The sequence below is a fragment of the Sphingobium sp. ba1 genome (assembly GCF_000743655.1).
Classification (GTDB): domain Bacteria; phylum Pseudomonadota; class Alphaproteobacteria; order Sphingomonadales; family Sphingomonadaceae; genus Sphingobium.
This window is the reverse complement of the sequence record NZ_JPPQ01000069.1, coordinates 2,958,741-2,976,272: the sequence shown is the minus strand read 5'-3', so window position 1 is coordinate 2,976,272 and position 17,532 is coordinate 2,958,741. Positions and strand designations below refer to the sequence as shown.

Annotated in this window: 17 protein-coding genes; 9 read left to right on the top strand and 8 right to left on the bottom strand. The window is 64.5% G+C overall.

From position 1 onward, the window contains the following. The 4 genes from IL54_RS23260 to alr form a co-directional block, all read right to left on the bottom strand. The coding region (locus tag IL54_RS23260) for a UxaA family hydrolase (protein ID WP_076605590.1) at positions 1–1,297 on the bottom strand (1,297 nt) is incomplete at its 3' end. A 70-nt stretch (positions 1,298–1,367) separates the two neighbouring features. Continuing rightward, the gene (locus tag IL54_RS17680; RefSeq protein ID WP_037477371.1) at positions 1,368–1,715 is read right to left on the bottom strand and encodes a RidA family protein; all 348 of its coding nucleotides are present in this window, start codon (positions 1,713–1,715) and stop codon (positions 1,368–1,370) included. A 19-nt stretch (positions 1,716–1,734) separates the two neighbouring features. Continuing rightward, positions 1,735–2,991, bottom strand: a complete 1,257-nt coding sequence (locus IL54_RS17675; RefSeq protein WP_037477370.1) for a D-amino acid dehydrogenase — start codon at positions 2,989–2,991, stop codon at positions 1,735–1,737. Between the two features lie 3 nt (positions 2,992–2,994). Then, positions 2,995–4,113, bottom strand: a complete 1,119-nt coding sequence (gene alr / locus IL54_RS17670) for an alanine racemase (RefSeq protein ID WP_052027741.1) — start codon at positions 4,111–4,113, stop codon at positions 2,995–2,997. Between the two features lie 124 nt (positions 4,114–4,237). Here alr and IL54_RS17665 point away from each other — a divergent pair, with 124 nt between their 5' ends. Further along, on the top strand, positions 4,238–4,708 hold the full coding sequence (locus IL54_RS17665; protein WP_037477368.1) for an Lrp/AsnC family transcriptional regulator: 471 nt from the start codon (positions 4,238–4,240) through the stop codon (positions 4,706–4,708). Here IL54_RS17665 and IL54_RS17660 read toward each other — a convergent pair. The 4 genes from IL54_RS17660 to IL54_RS17645 all read right to left on the bottom strand — a co-directional run bounded on the left by IL54_RS17660 (position 4,705) and on the right by IL54_RS17645 (position 8,759). Then, on the bottom strand, positions 4,705–6,453 hold the full coding sequence (locus IL54_RS17660; RefSeq protein WP_037477365.1) for an acyl-CoA dehydrogenase C-terminal domain-containing protein: 1,749 nt from the start codon (positions 6,451–6,453) through the stop codon (positions 4,705–4,707). The two genes, IL54_RS17665 and IL54_RS17660, sit on opposite strands and share 4 nt — an antisense overlap. A gap of 100 nt (positions 6,454–6,553) precedes the next feature. Beyond that, entirely contained in the window at positions 6,554–7,672 is a 1,119-nt protein-coding gene (locus IL54_RS17655; RefSeq protein WP_313921881.1) for an extracellular catalytic domain type 1 short-chain-length polyhydroxyalkanoate depolymerase, read from the bottom strand. Positions 7,673–7,827: 155 nt separating this feature from the next. Continuing rightward, positions 7,828–8,019 carry a hypothetical protein gene (locus IL54_RS17650; RefSeq protein ID WP_037477363.1) on the bottom strand — a complete coding sequence of 64 codons (192 nt, stop codon included), beginning with the start codon at positions 8,017–8,019 and terminating at the stop codon, positions 7,828–7,830. Continuing rightward, a complete protein-coding gene (locus IL54_RS17645) occupies positions 8,016–8,759 on the bottom strand; it encodes a Crp/Fnr family transcriptional regulator (RefSeq protein WP_193378899.1) in 744 nt (247 codons plus the stop codon). The genes IL54_RS17650 and IL54_RS17645 overlap by 4 nt, the downstream gene beginning before the upstream one ends. A 317-nt stretch (positions 8,760–9,076) precedes the next feature. On the opposite strand from IL54_RS17645, the gene IL54_RS17640 reads away from it, so the two are divergent. The 8 genes from IL54_RS17640 to IL54_RS23730 all read left to right on the top strand — a co-directional run. Next, the gene (locus IL54_RS17640) at positions 9,077–11,203 is read left to right on the top strand and encodes a catalase (RefSeq protein ID WP_052027801.1); all 2,127 of its coding nucleotides are present in this window, start codon (positions 9,077–9,079) and stop codon (positions 11,201–11,203) included. Positions 11,204–11,276: 73 nt separating this feature from the next. Then, complete coding sequence (locus tag IL54_RS17635; RefSeq protein WP_052027740.1) at positions 11,277–12,416, top strand: glycosyltransferase family 4 protein; 1,140 nt, start codon at positions 11,277–11,279, stop codon at positions 12,414–12,416. Then, on the top strand, positions 12,409–13,341 hold the full coding sequence (locus IL54_RS17630) for a glycosyltransferase (protein WP_037477361.1): 933 nt from the start codon (positions 12,409–12,411) through the stop codon (positions 13,339–13,341). The genes IL54_RS17635 and IL54_RS17630 overlap by 8 nt, the downstream gene beginning before the upstream one ends. Further along, a complete protein-coding gene (locus IL54_RS17625) occupies positions 13,338–14,357 on the top strand; it encodes a glycosyl transferase (RefSeq protein WP_037477358.1) in 1,020 nt (339 codons plus the stop codon). The genes IL54_RS17630 and IL54_RS17625 overlap by 4 nt, the downstream gene beginning before the upstream one ends. Further along, positions 14,354–15,472, top strand: coding sequence for an acyl-CoA dehydrogenase family protein (locus tag IL54_RS17620; protein WP_037477356.1), 1,119 nt, complete (start codon positions 14,354–14,356; stop codon positions 15,470–15,472). The genes IL54_RS17625 and IL54_RS17620 overlap by 4 nt, the downstream gene beginning before the upstream one ends. Next, positions 15,469–16,134: a PIG-L deacetylase family protein gene (locus IL54_RS17615; protein ID WP_237748925.1), complete on the top strand. Its 666-nt coding sequence runs from the start codon at positions 15,469–15,471 to the stop codon at positions 16,132–16,134. The genes IL54_RS17620 and IL54_RS17615 overlap by 4 nt, the downstream gene beginning before the upstream one ends. Beyond that, a complete protein-coding gene (locus IL54_RS17610; protein WP_037477354.1) occupies positions 16,131–16,721 on the top strand; it encodes a class I SAM-dependent DNA methyltransferase in 591 nt (196 codons plus the stop codon). The genes IL54_RS17615 and IL54_RS17610 overlap by 4 nt, the downstream gene beginning before the upstream one ends. Beyond that, on the top strand, positions 16,718–17,532 hold an 815-nt coding region (locus IL54_RS23730), incomplete at its 3' end, for a glycosyltransferase family 2 protein (protein WP_193378880.1). The genes IL54_RS17610 and IL54_RS23730, both read left to right, overlap by 4 nt.

Here is a 17,532-nt window from a genome sequence, read left to right as displayed (position 1 = left end):
TGGCAAGTTTGAGCGTCGGGATCGGGCTGCCGAGCGGGGTGCCGCGCCCGGTGGAGAAGAGCGTGATGGTCGCGCCCGCCGCTGCCAGTGCCGTCGTGGAGACGGCATCATTGCCGGGGGCTTCGAGGATCGTTAGGCCAGGGCGGCGCAGGGTTTCGCCATAAGCGAGGACGTCGGTGACCGGGGCATGGCCGCCCTTCTGCACCGCGCCCAGTGATTTTTCCTCTAGCGTGGTGATGCCGCCTGCGACATTGCCGGGGCTGGGATTTTCCGAGATCGGCTCGCCATGGTCGATGAAATAGCGCTTGAAGCGATTGACCAAGGCAACCAGCGCATCGAAGATGTCGGCATCGGCGGCGCGCTGCATCAACAGCCGTTCGGCGCCGAATATTTCCGGGATTTCGGTGAGTATCGCTTGCCCGCCTGCGCCGGTCACGACATCGGCGGCGCGACCGATTAGGGGGTTGGCGGTCAGGCCAGAGAGGCCGTCCGAGCCGCCGCATTTGAGGCCAAGGCGCAAGGCGTCGATGCCGACTTCCTCGCGCTCGTCCTGCGCGGCGGTTTCGACCAGGGCGTCGATGGCGGTGGCGGCGTCGGCATATTCGTCGGCGCTGATCTGTGCACCGACGCTGCGGATGCGGTCTCGGCGGTCTGGCGGGATGCGTTGCAACAGGGCGGCAAGCTGGTTTTCTTCACAGCCCAGCCCGATGAGCAGGACGCCGGCGGCATTGGGATTGCAAGCGAGTGCTGCGAGCAGGCGCGCGGTGGCGTCAAGATCATCGCCCAGTTGCGAGCAGCCCAGCGGATGGGGGAAGGCAAGGATGGCATCGACGCGCCCGGCGTGGCGGATGGCGGCCTGCTGTGCGACGCGATCGGCAGTGCGGGCGACGCAGCCGACGGTCGGGATGACCCATATTTCATTGCGGGTGCCGACCGAGCCGTCGGCGCGACGATAGCCCTGGAAGGTCCAGCGGGAGGTCGGAGCGGCGGCGGCCGATGGGACGGGGACGAAGGTGTAGGGTTCTTCCGCCTTCAGGTTGGTGGTGAGGTTATGGCTGTGGACATGATCACCCGGCGCGACGGGTTGCGTCGCCGTACCGATGGGCCAGCCATAGCGCAGCACGGCTTCCCCCGCCGCGATGGGGCGAAGTGCGACCTTATGGCCGCGCGCAATTCGTACAGCGACCCGGACACTGGTTTCACAAATTGACACCGTCTCGCCCGCGTCGAGGTCGCGCAGAGCGATGGCGACATTGTCGGTTGCGGCAATGCGGGTCGCGGCAGGGAGTTGGTCCATAGATGGTGGCGTAGCAGCTATGCTACCGGTGGCACAAGGGCGCTGCCCCGCTGATGGACAGCCTTGTCCATCAGGCGCGGGCGGCGGTGATGATGATTTCGACCTTATAGCCTGGGTCGGCGAGCTTCGCCTCGCCGGTTGCACGCGTTGGTGCGGGAACGTCCGCGATCCAGGCGTCCCAGACGGCGTTCATTTCCGTGAAATCGGCCATGTCGGCGAGCCAGATGGTGGCGCGCAGGATGTTCGCTTTGCTGCTGCCCGCCAGCGCCAGCAAGCGCTCGATCTCGGCGAGCGTTTCCTGCGTCTGGTTGGTGACGCTCTCGCCCGGCGTGCCGACCTGGCCCGCGAGATAGACGGTGTCGCCATGGATGACCGCTTCGCTCATACGCGGGCCGGTTTCGATGCGGGTGATGGTCATGATTCTTCTCCTTGAAAAGTCAGCGGCGGTAGCGGGCGAGACCAAGATCAGCGGTTTCGATCGCGGGGGGACGGCCGCCGATGATGTCGGCGATCACCTGGCCTGATCCGCAGGCCATGGTCCAGCCGAGCGTGCCATGGCCGGTGTTGAGGAACAGATTGTCGAGCGGCGTCGCGCCGATGACCGGGGTGGAATCAGGGGTCATAGGCCGCAGGCCGCTCCAGAAGGTGGCCTGCGACAAGTCCCCTGCGCCGGGGAAGAGCGTGCCGACACTATGGTCGAGCGTGTCGCGGCGCGCTTGCGGCAGGTCATTGGTATAGCCCGATAGTTCGGCCATGCCGCCGACCCGGATGCGATCGCCCAGCCGCGTGATCGCGACCTTGTAGCTTTCATCGAGCAGGGTCGAGACCGGCGCGGCGTCCTCCTGCACGATCGGCACGGTGATCGAATAGCCCTTCACCGGATAGACCGGCAGACGCAGGCCGAGCGGGGCGAGGAGCAGCGGCGAGAAACTGCCCATGGCGACGAGATAGGCATCGCCGGTGACGGGGCCATCGCTGGTGACGACATGGCTGATCCGGCCGGCTTCGCGCGCCAATCCGTGGATGGTGCGGCCCATCAGGAACTGGACGCCGCGTGCGCGGGCCATGTCGGCGAGACTATTGGTGAATTTGAAACAGTCACCGGTTTCGTCATTGGGCAAACGAAGCCCGCCTGCGATCGGCGATGCGCTGGCGGCGAGGCCTGGTTCGGCGGCGATGCAACCGGCGCGGTCGAGGACTTCGAACGGCACATTGTCGGCGCGCAGCACCTCGATATCCTTGGCGATGCCGTCCAGCTGCTTTTGTTCGCGGAAGAGTTGCAGCGTGCCCTGGGTGCGTTCGTCATAGCGGATGCGGGTCGCGACGCGCAGCGCGATCAACTGATCACGACTATATTCGGCGAGGCGCACCATCCGCCCCTTGTTGATGCGATAGTCGGCCGCGTTACAATTGCCGAGCATCGCGATCATCCAGCGGATCATCGCCATATCGATATTGGGGCGCAGGATCAGCGGTGCATGCTGCATGAACAGCCAGCGCATCGCCTTGGCCAGGATGCCGGGCGCGGCCCAGGGGGAGGCATAGCCGGGCGAGATTTCGCCCGCATTGGCGAAGCTGGTTTCCTGCGCGACGCCGCTCTGGCGGTCGATGACGACGACTTCATGGCCGGCCTGTGACAGATACCAAGCGGAGGTGACGCCGACGACGCCGCCGCCCAAAATGACGATCTTCATGGCTTATTGCTCCTGAATGGCGGCGGCGGGCGCGGGCAGATAGGTGCGCGCGTAGCGGGGGCCGAGCCGGGTCAAAATCTCGTAGGATATCGTGTCCGCTTGTGCCGCGACATCATCGATCGACTGGTGCGGACCGATGAGTTCGACCGCTGCTGCAGGATAGAGGAGATAGTCGGGGACATCGGTGACATCGAGCGCGAGGCTGTCCATCGAGACGCGGCCGACGATCGGCGCGCGCACGCCACCGATATAGGCAAAGCCCCGGTTGCTCAGATGCCGGGGCCAGCCATCGGCATAGCCGACCGACACGGTAGCGACGTGCGAAGGGCGATCGAAGCGATGAGTGAGGCCATAGCCGACCCCAGCCCCGGCTTCGACGGTGCGCAATTGAACGATATAGGCGTCGAGAGAGACAACGGCGTGCATCGGGTTGGGCTCGCCATGGGGCGCGCCGCCATAAAGCGCGATGCCGGCGCGGACGATGTCGCCATGGGTGACGCCCGCCGTCATGGCGCCGCCCGAATTGTCGATGGAGCGGGGCACGCCGGGGAATTGCCGGGCGATCGCATCGAAAGTGGCGCGCTGATGTTCGTTGAAGCTGTCGTCGGGATGGTCGGCGCAGGCGAGATGGGTCATGACCAGTCGCACGTCGATGCCTGCCAGCCGATCCGGCTGATCGCGCAGGGTGGCGAGTTCTGCAGATGCGAGGCCGAGGCGCGACATGCCACTATCGACCTGAATCACCGCCGGGAGCGCATGGCCCTGTGTGCGGGCCACTGCCGCCCAGCCGTCAATCTGTTCGAGCGAATTGAGGACGGGCAACGCGCCGATCGCTGCGCAAACCGCCTCTGCGCCGGGTTGCACGCCATTGAGGATATAGAGGGTGGCGTCGGTCGGCAGATGGGGTCGCAAGGCGGTGGCTTCGCACAGATGGGCGACGAAAAAGTGGCGGCAGCCCGCATCGAGCAATGCGCGTGATATTTCGGCTGCGCCGAGTCCATAGGCATTGGCCTTGACCACGCCCGCGACACTGGCGGGCGCCACCTGCGCCGCGATCAGCCGGTAGTTGGCGACCAGTGCGGCAAGGTCGATGCGCAAATTGCCCGCCATCTGCAAATCCATGCCGCTTCCCCTTCTCATCTTGCGGCACTGTAGATCACGTTTCTTCGAAATGGGATGGCGAATGATCGAAGAATATTCCATTTCATGCTGTGAAATCGCAGAATAGTTCAAGAGATTCGCATATATGGCCATTTCCTTCGATACGACCGACCGCGCCATCCTGCGCTTGCTCAAGCTCAATGCGCGCCGGTCCAATGCGGAGATCGCAGCGGAGGTCGGCCTGTCGCCGTCCGCCTGCCATCGGCGCATCCGGCAATTGGAAGCGCAGGGCGTCATTCGCGGCTATACGATCGTCGCGGGCGGGCGCGATGACAGCCCGCTGGTCAATGTCGTAGTACAGGTGACGCTGGATCGGCAGACCGAGGATTATCTCGCGCGGTTCGAGCATGCGGTGCGGCAATGCCCGGAAATCCGCGAATGTTTCCTGATGACCGGCGCGGTCGATTATTGGCTGCGCGTCGAGGCGGACAGTGTGGACGCCTATGAACGCATCCATAGCGAGATATTGTCGCGCATGCCCGGCGTGACGCGGATCAATTCCAACATCGCCATGCGCGATGCGCTGCGCCCGCGCCGAGGCAAGGGCGCGGGTTAAAAAGCGTCCGCTCCCAGCGCCATCAACGTGTCTTCGCCTGCCATGATGCTGGCGGCCAGGGCGTCGGCCTGGGGCAGCATGCGCTGCGCGAAGAAGGCGGCGACGGACCGTTTGGCCTGGTGCAGCGGCGTGTCGTCCTGTGCGGCGGCGGCCATGCGGGTCCACATCCAACCCATGGCGACGAGGGCGAAGAGGCGCAGATAGTCGACCGCAGCCGCGCCCGACGCATCAGCCGCGCCCGACGCATCGACCGATGCGCCGCGTAGCGAGGCGGTGACATCGCGTAACCGAGCGAGCGCTTCACGGGTGCGGGTCGCGATCGGCAGGTCGGTGGCGTCGAGATCGGCGGTGATCAGGTCGAAAAAGCCTTCGACCACAGCGCCGCCGGACAGGGGCAGTTTGCGCGCGACCAGATCCATCGCCTGCACGCCGTTGGTGCCTTCGTAAATCTGGGCGATGCGGGCGTCGCGGACATATTGTTCCATGCCCCATTCGCGGATGTAGCCATGGCCGCCAAAAACCTGCTGCGCCTGCACCGCGCTTTCAAAGCCCATGTCAGTGAAGGCCGCCTTGACCACCGGGGTCAGCAGCGCGACGAACGCGTCGGCCTTGGCGCGCTCGGCGGCATCGGAATGGGCGTGGGCGCGATCGAGTTGGAGCGCGGTCCAGCCCGCCAGTGCGCGGCCCGCCTCGACAAAGGCACGGATGGTGAGCAGCATGCGGCGGACATCGGCATGTTCGATGATCGCCACGGGGTTGCGGCTGCCATCGGCGCTGCGGCCCTGTAGCCGTTCCTTGGCATAGCTTGCCGCTTGGCCATAGGCGGCGCCGGCAATGCCCAACCCCTGGATGCCGACCATCAATCGTTCGGCGTTCATCATCGTGAACATGGCGGCGAGGCCGCGATGCGGTTCGCCCACCAGCCAGCCGGTCGCCTCGTCATAATTCATGACGCAGGTGGGCTGGGCGTGGATGCCCATCTTCTTTTCGAGCGCGCCGACCGACATGCTGTTGCGGATGGTGAAGCCGCCATCGGCGTCGGGCAGGAATTTGGGGACGAGGAAGAGGCTGATCCCCTTGACGCCGGGCGGGGCGTCGGGGAGGCGCGCGAGGACGAGGTGGACGATATTGCCGCCAAAATCATGATCGCCCGACGAGATGAAGATTTTCTGGCCGGTCACGGCGTGGCGGCCATCGCCCAGCGGCACGGCCTTGGTCTTGAGCAGCGCCAGGTCGGTGCCTGCGCCGCTTTCGGTCAGCGCCATTGCGCCGGTCCATTCGCCGCTAACCAGCGGGGCGAGATAGGCGGCTTTCAAGTCTTCGCTGGCATGAGCGATGATCGCCTCCACCGCGCCGCGCGTCAGGCCGGGGAAAAGGCCGAAGGACAGGTTGGTGGCCGACAGCATTTCGTCGAGCCAAAGTTGGAGGATGAAGGGCAGCCCCTGCCCGCCATGGTCCGGCGACGCGGCGAGCGCGGGCCAGCCAGCCGCCACGAATTCGCGATAGGCGTCGGCAAAGCCGGGCGGGGTGACGACGGCCCCGTCTACAAGGCGGCTGCCCTGTTCGTCGCCTTCTCGGTTGAGGGGCTGGAGCCGGTCGGCGCAGAGGCGTCCCGCCTCTTCCAGCACGGCGACTGCGAGGTCCGCGTCCACATCCTTGCCGACATCGGCCATCGCTTCATCGAAGCGCAGGACGTGCGTCAACAGGAAGCGGTAATCGTCGATCGGGGGGACGTAGCTGTACATCGGGCCTCTCCTGCTGGCGTAGATGAGGACTACACCAAACAGCTGTTACAGTCAACTATCCGCCGAGGGGCCGGCCTCCCGGCGCGGCCCCTCTATCCGATCATCGCATCAGTCCGGCCTTGCGCAGCGCGTCTTCGATGATGGCGCTGACGCCGGTCGCCTTGTGCGCTGGCTTTGAGGTTGGCTTTCTGGCGTGCATGGGTTGCGGCCGGATGCGTTCGCCGGGCGTGGGGGCGGATTTGCGGGCGGGTGTGGCGGTCATCAGCCCCCAAGCCTGAGCGATCTGTCCGGTCGAGGAGATGCCTGCCTCCAGCATATAGGGCGCGGCGTTGCCATGGCCGTCCGGGCCGACGGTGTTGAGTGGCGTGCCATGGCCCATACCGACAATCTCATAGGACTCGATGACCGCCCTGCCCTTTTTGTCGCGCCAGGTGCGGCGGGGGCTGCCGTCGATGATTGCGCGCTCAGTGGGCAAGCTATCAACGCCGTGCAGCGCCTGCCACTGGGCGAGGATGCGGTCGGCATTGGAGGGGGCGACGGTCTGGTCGGCGCTGCCCTGCCAGACGGAAATGGTTGGCCATGGTCCCTGATGGCCGGACGCTGCCTTGACCAGTTCGGGCAGGCGGTCGTCAGCGGGATAGCCCTCGCCGCGCATGCGGGCGAAGGCGTCGTTGACGGACGCCGCGCAACCAAAGGGCAGCCCGGCGATGATCGCGCCGCCCGTGAACAGTTCGGGGTAGCAGGCCAGCATGATCGAGGTCATCGCGCCGCCCGCGGACAGGCCGGTCACGAAGATGCGGCTTTGGTCGATGTCATGGGTGGCAACCATGGTATCGATCATCTGGCGGATCGACAGGGCTTCGCCGGAATCGCGCCGGGAATCGACCGGCGAGAACCAGTTGAAGCAGAGGTTGGGATTGTTCGAGCGCTGCTGTTCGGGGAAGAGCAGCGCAAAGCCCTGCTCATCGGCAAGTTGCGACCAGCCTGCGCCATGATCATAGCCCGCCGCATTCTGAGTGCAGCCATGGAGGACGACGACCAGCGCCGCGCCTTTGGCCAGATTTGCGGGCACATAGATTCTGGCGCGCAGGGCACCGGGGTTGCTGCCGAAGGCGATCAGGTCGTCCAGGCGATCCTTGACCGGATCGGCCGACGCGCCGTGGGCCATCGCCCGGAATTTGGCGAGTTGGGTAATGGTGGAACTTAGACGGGTCATCATGGGGTCTCCGGTGCGGCTTGCGCATATATTATGCTATAATGGCTGAACCGCCCAGATAGTTGCTGCATCGCACAATGGAATATGATGCCTATTCCCCTTATCTTCATGGAGATGTGAGGATAAATTTCTTCATTCTGCCGCAACGCAGCATATTCCTACACCTCTGGCTCGGTCCAATGTTCGGCGCGTTGGGCGGCTTCGATCAGGCTCTTGCCCGTTTCCGATGCGGCGTAAGCGGTCATGGTTACGGCGATACCGTCGGGACCGTCGAGCAATACCAGCCCGGCTTCCGCGCTGGCTATGCCGGGCCGCGTCTGCGTGCCGGCGATGGGAGGGGGAGACCTCATGAGGCTTGGCTTTCGTTGGGTTTGGTAGGATCGGCATCGATGTACAGATAGTCGGGATTGAATTGCCCCCGCCTGGCGAGACCCCGGACGTCGAGAATATCGACGAGCGACGAGCGGAAGACGCAGAGCCCCTCCTCGCGCAACTGGCGCAGGACGCGATTGGCGTGGACGTTGGTGATGCCACATATTTCGGCGATGTCGTTCTGGGTGATGCCCAGTGCAAAGCGGCTTCCGTCGCTCAGGCCGACGGGCAGAAGCCGGGCGTTTGTTTCGCTCAGAAAATGCGCGACGCGGCCGACTGCGTCCAACCGACCGAGCCGGAACAGCCAGGCCCGGTGGATGGCGGCATCGAGCAGGGTCGAGAACCATAATTTTCGGGTCAGTTCCGGCATGGTCGCGTTGATGCCGTCCAAGGCGCGGTGGGGGACGATCGCGACGGTGGCCGCGGTCAGGGTGGCGACATCATGGTCGAGCGTCTTGAGCGGATAGGCGTGGAGATCGACGAAATCGCCCGGCACTTGCACCGCGACAAGTTGGCGCATGCCTTCCCGGTCATCGAGATAGCGGCACATGAAGCCGTCGATCAGCAATGTGCTGTTGGATAACGGGTCGCCAGCGCTGACGATGGTAGCGCGCGCGTCGATGCTGCGGACTTCGGATATGGCACCTTCCAATACAGCGCGTTCTTCCGCGCCCAGTTGGACGCCCCGACGTCCTTTCAAAAACCGATCCGTGAACAATATATCGTCCTTCACCTATAATGGCGATCTTTGCCCCGATCGCCCGTGACAGTCCAAACGGCCCGCTGCGCCAGTATATCCGAGCCATGGCCACAAAACGTTATGACGCAGATTAGTATTTGCCAGACCGCGGCAACTTGCAACGTTGCCGAGTGTTTCCGTGACGTAGCATTTCTGCAGACCGTCCCTGCGCATGTCGCTGAGCATGGCATTGCCCTTGTTCGCCTATGTGCGCGCTCTCCAGTTGAGGAATTCTCATGGCCAAGTCAGACAAACCCGCCAGCGCATCCGGCAAGATCGCCGAGCAATCGGCCCGCATGGCCCCGCCCCCGCCGCCCGCCGATGGCGTGTCCGATGTTTATGCCGAACCGCAGGCGGATGGCGGCGAGACCCATCAGATTGCAGGCGGTGACGTTGCGACCTTGACGACCGCCCAGGGCATTCCCGTCGCGGACAACCAAAATTCGCTGAAACAGGGCGCGCGCGGGCCGACGCTGCTGGAAGATATGCATTTTCGCGAGAAGATGTTTCATTTCGATCATGAGCGCATCCCGGAGCGCGTCGTTCATGCCCGCGGCTATGGCGCGCATGGCTATTTTGAGCTGACGGAATCGCTGAGCGATGTGACGCGCGCCGATGTGCTGCAGCGGGTGGGCGAGAAGGTGCCTGCGTTCGTGCGCTTTTCGACTGTTGCCGGATCGAAGGGGTCAGCCGACCTTGCCCGCGATGTGCGCGGCTTTGCGGTCAAGCTCTATACGCAGGAAGGCAATTGGGATCTGGTCGGCAATAACATCCCGGTCTTTTTCATTCAGGATGCGATCAAATTTCCCGATCTGGTGCATGCCGCCAAGCCTGAGCCGGATCGGGATTTCCCACAGGCGCAGACCGCGCATGACAATTTCTGGGATTTCATCAGCCTGTCGCCCGAAGCCATGCATATGGTGATGTGGACGATGTCCGACCGGGCGATCCCGCGCTCGCTGCGCACTATGGAAGGGTTTGGCGTCCATACTTTCCGCCTGGTCGATGCCGAGGGCAAGTCGACCTTCGTCAAATTCCATTGGAAGCCCAAGCAAGGTTTGCAGTCGGTCGCCTGGAACGAGGCGGTCAAGATCAACGGGGCCGACCCGGATTTCCATCGCCGCGACCTGTGGGACGCGATCAATGCGGGCGATTTCCCCGAATGGGAATTGGGCGTGCAGTTGTTTGACGATGCGTTCGCCGACAGTTTCGATTTCGATGTTCTCGACGCGACCAAGCTGATCCCCGAAGAATTGATCCCGGTGCGGATCGTCGGACGGCTGGTGCTTGATCGGGTGGTCGATAATTTCTTTGCCGAGACCGAGCAGGTCGCCTTCTGCACGCAGAATGTGCCGCCCGGCATCGACTTCAGCAATGATCCGCTGCTGCAGGGTCGCAATTTCTCCTATCTTGACACCCAGCTCAAGCGGCTGGGCGGTCCCAACTTCACGCATATCCCCATCAATGCGCCCAAATGCCCGATGGCCCATTTCCAGCAGGACGGGCATATGGCGATGCGCAATCCCAAGGGTCGGGCCAATTACGAGCCCAATAGCTGGGGCGCCGAACAGGGTGGTCCGCGCGAAGATCCGGCCAAGGGTTTCGTCAGTGTCGCCACGGTCGAGGACGGCCCCAAGCAACGGGTCCGGTCGGAGAGTTTTGCCGATCATTATAGCCAGGCGCGGCAATTCTATATCAGCCAGATGCCGATCGAGCAGAAGCATATCGGCGATGCGATCGTGTTCGAACTGAGCAAGGTCGAGCGGCCCGACATCCGGTCGCGGACGGTATCGCATCTGCGTAATATCGATGAGGAACTGGCGGCTACTGTCGCCGATGGTTTGGGCATGGCCCTGCCGGAGCCTGCGAAGGCGGCGCGCGCCACGATCATGGACTTGCCGCCGTCCGATGCGCTGAGCATCCTCAAAAATGGCCCGGACAATTTCAAGGGCCGCAAGCTCGGTATCCTTTTGGCCGATGGGGCCGATGCCAAGATGTTCGACGCGCTGGTCAGGGCGGTGGACAAGGAAGGCGCGGTTTATGAAGTGATTGCGCCCAAGATCGGCGGCGTTACCCTGTCCGATGGCACGGCGGTTGCGGCCAAGCAGAAGATCGATGGCGGACCATCGGTTCTCTATGATGCGGTTGCGGTGGTCGCATCCGCGGATGGTGCGGCGTTGCTGGCGATGGATGCGGCGGCCAAGGACTTCGTCACCGACGCCTTTGCCCATTGCAAGTTCATGGGGCTTACGGCAGAGGCACAGATCTTGTTCGAAAAGGCGGGTATCGCCGACGATCTGGACGAGGGCTGCCTGCCGCTTGCTACAGCGAAAGATGCCACGAGCCTGCTGACCGCCTGTCGCGGGCTGCGCCATTGGCCACGGGAAATGACCGTGGATCTGGACGCCGTGCCCGACGCCTGATCTCGATCTTCGATCAACCGGGGGCGAATGCGTTTTCGCCTCCGGCCCTCTTCTTGTCCAAAGGATATCGTTGATGCGGATTGGCATTATCGCCCATCTCAAGCATCCTATTGCGGAACCGTTCGCAGGCGGTTTGGAGATGCATACGCATCTTCTGGCCCGGTCGCTGCGGGATCGCGGTCATGCCGTGACCGTCTTTGCGTCATCCAGGTCCGAGCCGGAACTGGGGCTGGAGGCGATCTGTACGGAGACGGCGATAACGTCGGTCGGGACGACGGAAGCGAGCGACATCGCCTTTTTTCGCGAGCACCATGCGTATCTCAGCCTGATGACCGGTTTGCGGAACCGGGATTTCGACATCATTCACAATAATGCGCTCCATTATCTGCCGCTGACCATGGCTGACAGTCTGCCGATGCCGATGGTCACGACACTGCACACGCCGCCCTTCTGCTGGCTGGAAAGCGGTATTCGGCTGTGCGAAGCGCCCAATCATGCGCTGGTTGCGGTATCGCAGTCGGTCGCGGCGCAGTGGAGCCATGTCGCGCCCGCCGATGCCGTGATCCTCAACGGGATCGACTTGCGGAAATTCGTCTTTCGCGCGCAGGCCGACAGCGCGCCCTATCTGGTCTGGTATGGCCGCATCGTCCCGGAAAAGGGGTTGCACCTGGCAATCGAGGCGGCGCGCCTTATCGGCTTGCCGTTGCGCATAGCGGGGCCGGTGTTGGATGAGGATTATTATCGGACGGTGATAGCGCCTACGTTAGGCGCGGACATCATCCATGTCGGGCATCTGGCACATAGCGAATTGGCGCAGTTGGTGGCTGGGGCCAGCGCGTTTCTGTGTACGCCTTTATGGGACGAGCCCTATGGGCTGGTCGTGGCCGAGGCATTGGCCTGCGGCGTGCCGGTGGCTGCTTTTGCGCGGGGCGCGATACCGGAAATTCTTGATTCCAGTTGTGGAGTTCTGGCTGCGCCTGATGATGTCGGGTCGCTGGCGCAGGCGGGGCGCGCGGCGCTGGCGCTGGATCGGCGGGCCTGTCGCGCGCGGGCGGAGCAGATGTGCGACGCCAACCGCATGGTGAAAAGCTATGAGGCGCTCTATCAGCAGCAGATCGACTTGGGCAGGCCGGTGCCGCGCGATGGGCGGGCGGCCATGCATCTGGTGCCGCCATGCTCGCCGGAATCCTTGCGTGCGATGCTGCATGGTTGAGCCGGCGATCAATTTTTGCGTCTGTGTGCCGGCACGGAACGAGGCCGAACGGTTACCGGTGCTGCTCGGCGCTCTGGCGGCGCAGGACTGGCTGGATCCGGTGATGGTGTCGATCGGCGTCAACAATACGAGTGACGACAGTCTGGACGTGATCGGCAGGGCGCAACGGCGATATGGCGCGCGGCTGGATATTGCGGTGGTCGTTGCCGATTTCGCGCCGGAGCTGGCGCATGCCGGATCGGCGCGAAAGTTGGCGATGGATGCGGGGCTGTCGCGGATTGCGATGGCCGGAGATGGCGTGCTGGTCAGTACCGACGCCGATAGTCGGCCGCCGGTCGATTGGCTGCGCAATATCGCCAAGGCTGTGGACCGGGGTGCGGATATGGTGGGTGGACGGATCGATATCGATAGCCAGGAACCCCTGCCCCCGGCCGTTTCGGCGCTGCGTTCGGCATGGGATGCCTATTGGGCGGCGGTGCGCGCGATAGAGGATGCGATCGATCCCCTGCCCTGGGATATTGCGCCGCGCCATGGCGATCACACGGGGGCTTCACTGGCGATCCGGGCCTCTGCTTATCAGGCCTGTGGTGGCGTACCGTTGCTCGCGACGGGCGAGGATCGGGCGTTGGTGACGGCGGCATTGGCGCGTGGCGCGCGGCTCGCCCATCCGGCTGATGTGCGTATATCCGTATCACCGCGACTGGAGGGGCGAGCGGAAGGTGGCATGGCGAGTGCCATGCAGCAGCTTTACCGGGACGCAGAGGATGGAAGTCGGCCGATGGCCCCCGCCTTCCACCATTGGCGCGAGCGAGCGCTATGGCGCAAGCGGTTGCGCGCGCGGTTGGATGGCCATGCGCTGATTGCGCGACGCGAGCCGTTGTTGCCGCCGATGCCGCATGATATGCCGCTGGAGATCAGCACATGACGCGGCGACCGATCGGCTATTATGTCCATCATCATGGTGCGGGACACAGGGCACGCGCGCGGGCGATTGCCGCCGCGAGCGACTGGCCGATCATATTGCTGGGGACCGGGGTTGGCGAGGCCGGGATCGATTTGCCCGACGATCGGCCGTTGTCGGGCCTGTTCAATGGCGTGGATGGCAGCGAAAGGCGGCCCGCAGCGCTCCATTATGCGCCCATCGACCATGAAGGCGTGCGGTTGCGCGTGGCGCGGGTGGCGCAATGGATCGCGACGGAACGGCCCGCGCTGATGGTCGTGGATGTGTCGGTGGAAATGGCCATGCTGGCGCGGCTGGCATCGGTACCGACCATCTGTGTCCGGTTGAATGGTGCGCGCAGCGATGCGCCGCATCTGGAGGCTTTTCGGGGGGCAGCGGGGTTGTTGGCCCCCTTTCATGCCGATCTGGAATTGGAGTCGACGCCGACCTGGGTGCGCGAGCGGACGCGCTATCTGCCGGGTATTACGACGGCCGTAGCGGGAGACGTGCCGCCGTCGGGCCGGATATTGGTGGTGATCGGGCGCGGTGGTGCGTCGGGCGATGGCGCGCGATTGGCGGAGGCAGCGCGGGCTTGCCCGGATCTGCAATGGCGGGTGATCGGGTCGGTGTCGGCGGTCGGCGATCGCCCGGCGAATCTGGATATTGCGGGTTGGGTTGAGGATGCGGCGCGGGAGATCGCGGCGGCCAATGTGGTGATCGGCGGAGCGGGTGAAGGACTGGTCGGCGCGGTATTGGTCGCGGATCGGCCGTTCATCTGCTTGCCCGAAGCGCGGCCCTTTGGTGAGCAGCAGGCCACGGCGAGCGGGCTGGCGCGTCTGGGCGCGGCGGTGGTGCTGCAGGATTGGCCGGAGGCTGCGGCATGGCCGTCCTTGTTGGCGCAGGCGAAGGCACTGTCCCCGGAAGCGAGGAAGCGGTTGCACGATCCGCAAGGCGCGCGAACGGCGGCGATCTGGCTTAGCGAACAGGCGGCAGCGGCATGAGCGTAGCGCCCTCCCCTATCGCGGACGACGCGCATCCGACGGCGCGGGCTGCGGCTGTTGCGCCGAGGCTGATGGAATTGGGGGCGCGCTATGACGCCGCGCCGGTCTTTCCGATCGACAGTATGCAATGTCTGGCGGCGGCGGGCCTGCATCGCTGCTTTGCGCCGGTCGCAAGTGGCGGGCTTGATTTTGGCGGCGACGAGGACGCATGGCATCTATGCCTGTTCGATGTCCTGCGGGTTATCGGTCGCGCGGACCTGAGCGTTGGGCGGCTGTATGAAGGGCATGTCAATGCGATGATCCTGTTCGATCATTTCGCGACGGGCGCGCAACACCATAGTCTTGGGCAGAGGCTGGATGCGGGGGCCTTTTATGGCATGTGGGCGACCGAGCCGCCGCCGGGTGTGCAGATGGTGGGTCGGACGCTGCAAGGGGCCAAGTCCTTCGCCACGGGCGCGGGCGGGCTGGCGCATGCGATAATCACTGTGCAGCCGGAGGACGGCGCGCGGCAATTGGTCGTGGTTGCAGCGGACGATGCGGCGCGGGCTGATTTGTCGCAATGGCGGGTGCGGGGGATGCGCGCGACGGGCAGCGGGCTGTATGATCTGACCGGGATGATGGTTGCGCCGGAAGACATGTTGGGCGGGTCGGGCGATTATGATCGCGAGCCGCTGTTCACCACCGGGGCGTGGCGGCTTACCGCGGTGCAACTGGGCGGCATCGAAGCGCTGCTGATCGAGACGCGCAAGGCGATGTCGGAGGCAGCGCGGGGCGACCCGGTGCAGCGCGCGAAATTCGCCGATGCGGTGGCGGCCACGCGCACCGCCTATCTGTGGGTGCGCGAAGCGGCGCTGCGCGCGGCGCGGGACGATACCGATGGCCCGGCCTTTGCGCGGATGACGCGCGGCGTGGTGGAGCGGGCGGCGCTGGATGTCATGGAACTTGCGGCGCGGATCGTGGGCACGCGCAGCGCGATGGACGGGCAGCGGATCGACAAGATCAGCCGCGACTTAAGCCTCTATCTGCGCCAAGGTGGTCCCGATTATGCGCGGGATCAGGCGGCGCTTGCCTGGCTGGATCATGATGCCTGGGGCGCGGAGGATCTGTTGTGGTGACGGCTGCGCTGTCCTCGCGTCAGTGGCGCGACCTGCGCTGGCTGGTGTTGGCACCGCATCCCGATGACGAGACGTTGGGCGCGGGCGCGCTGATCGCGCAGACGGCCAAGGCCGGGCGGTTGGCGGGCCTAGTCTATCTAACCGATGGCGCGGGGTCGCATGGCGCGGCGCAACGGCTGGCGGCGGCCCGGCGGCGCGAGGCGACCAGGGCAGTGCAGCGACTGGCGGGTGGACGGGCGCAGCGGCCCGTGCATCTGGACTGGAAGGATGCGGCCCCGGCACGTCCCGGCGATCCACTGTTCGAGCGGACGGCGCGTTATCTGGCAGCGTTGTGCAGGCGTTGGCGGGTCGATGCATTGGCAGTCACGGCCGGGCATGAGCCGCATTGCGACCATGAAGCTGCGGCTGCGCTGGCCTATGCGGTGCATGGGCGGGCGATGCGCCGTCTGGTGGTGGCGGAATATCTGGTCTGGGCTGACAGGCCTGATCAGAAGATGCGGCGCGCGATCCATACGGCGCCGATGGCGGCGGGACAGCGGCGCTTGGCGCTGGCGGCGCATCGCAGCCAATTGACCGCCGCGCATGGCCCCGGCTTTCGCCTGTCGCCCGAACAGCGCCGCATGGGCGCGCGCGATATACTCTATGTGCGGAGACGGCCATGACACGGCATGTTAGCAGCCTTGATCCCCAATATTTCGAGCAGATGTTCCAAGGGACGCAAGATCCCTGGTCGCTGGAAACCAGCGCTTATGAGCAGGCGAAATATGCCCATAGCATCGCGGCGCTGGGCGATCGTCGCTATGAATTGGTGTTCGAGATTGGCTGCGCCAAGGGCATGTTGACGCGACAATTGGCCGAGCATTGCCGGGCATTGGTCGCGATCGATGTCAGCGAAACGGCGCTCGGCGGCGCGCGCGAGCGTTGTGCCGTATTCGATCATGTCTCCTTCAACCGGATGACCTTTCCCGCGCAAGTGCCGCTGGGGGGGGCGTTCGATCTGATCATCCTGTCCGAAGTCATTTATTATTGGGATGATGCGGATATCCGGCGCGCGGCCGAATGGGCGGGCAGCCATGGCGCACCGGGTGGCGACCTACTGCTGGTCCATTGGACGGGCGAAACGGACTATCCGCAAAGCGGTGACGAGGCGGTGGAGAAATTTCGTGCAGCAATGCCGGCACCGATAGAGGTCGTCACAGCGGAACGCCGCGACCAATATCGGCTCGATCTGTGGCGCATGTCGGCATGACGATGAGCGTCCTGACGATCGTCAAGAACCGGCCGGGGCATCTGGCGCAATTGATCGAAGGGTTGCGGCGGAGCGAGGAACAGCCCGACGAACTGGTGATCGTGGATATGGGCAGCGATCCGCCCGTCGCGGTGGAGGCGATGGACTTTCCCGTGCATATCGTGCGGCTCGATCAGCCGGGCCTGCCGCTCGCGGCGGCGCGCAATGCGGCGGCGCAGGCTGCGCGGGGCAACATGCTGTTGTTTCTGGATGTTGATTGCATTCCGATGCAGGGCCTGACGGCGGCGATGGCGCAAGCGTTGACGGAGCAGGATGCGCTGATCTGTGCCGAAGCGCTCTATCTTGGTCCCAGGGATGCGCGCGGCGCGTGGGACGAGGCGGCTTTGATGCAATGCGCGAAGCCGCACCCGGTTCGCCCTTTTCCCGCGGCGGGCTTGCGCGAAGAACATAATGCCGGGCTATTCTGGTCGTTGATCTTTGGCATTCGACGCGAGCGGTTCGTCGAACTGGGCGGGTTCGATGAGGCGTTTACCGGCTATGGCGCGGAAGATACCGATTTCGGTTTCCGCGCGCGGGAGGCAGGCTTGCCCCTGCTATTCCTGGGGGGCACGGGCGCGTTTCATCAATATCATGATGTGATCGACCCGCCGCTGCAGCATCTGGGCGATATCGTGCGTAATGCGCGGCTGTTTCGCCAGAAATGGGGGATATGGCCGATGGAAGGCTGGCTGGCCGCCTTCGAGAAGGCGGAATTGATCGCGCGTGAGAGCGATACGATCAGCCTGTCGCGCATGCCTACCATGGCGGAGGT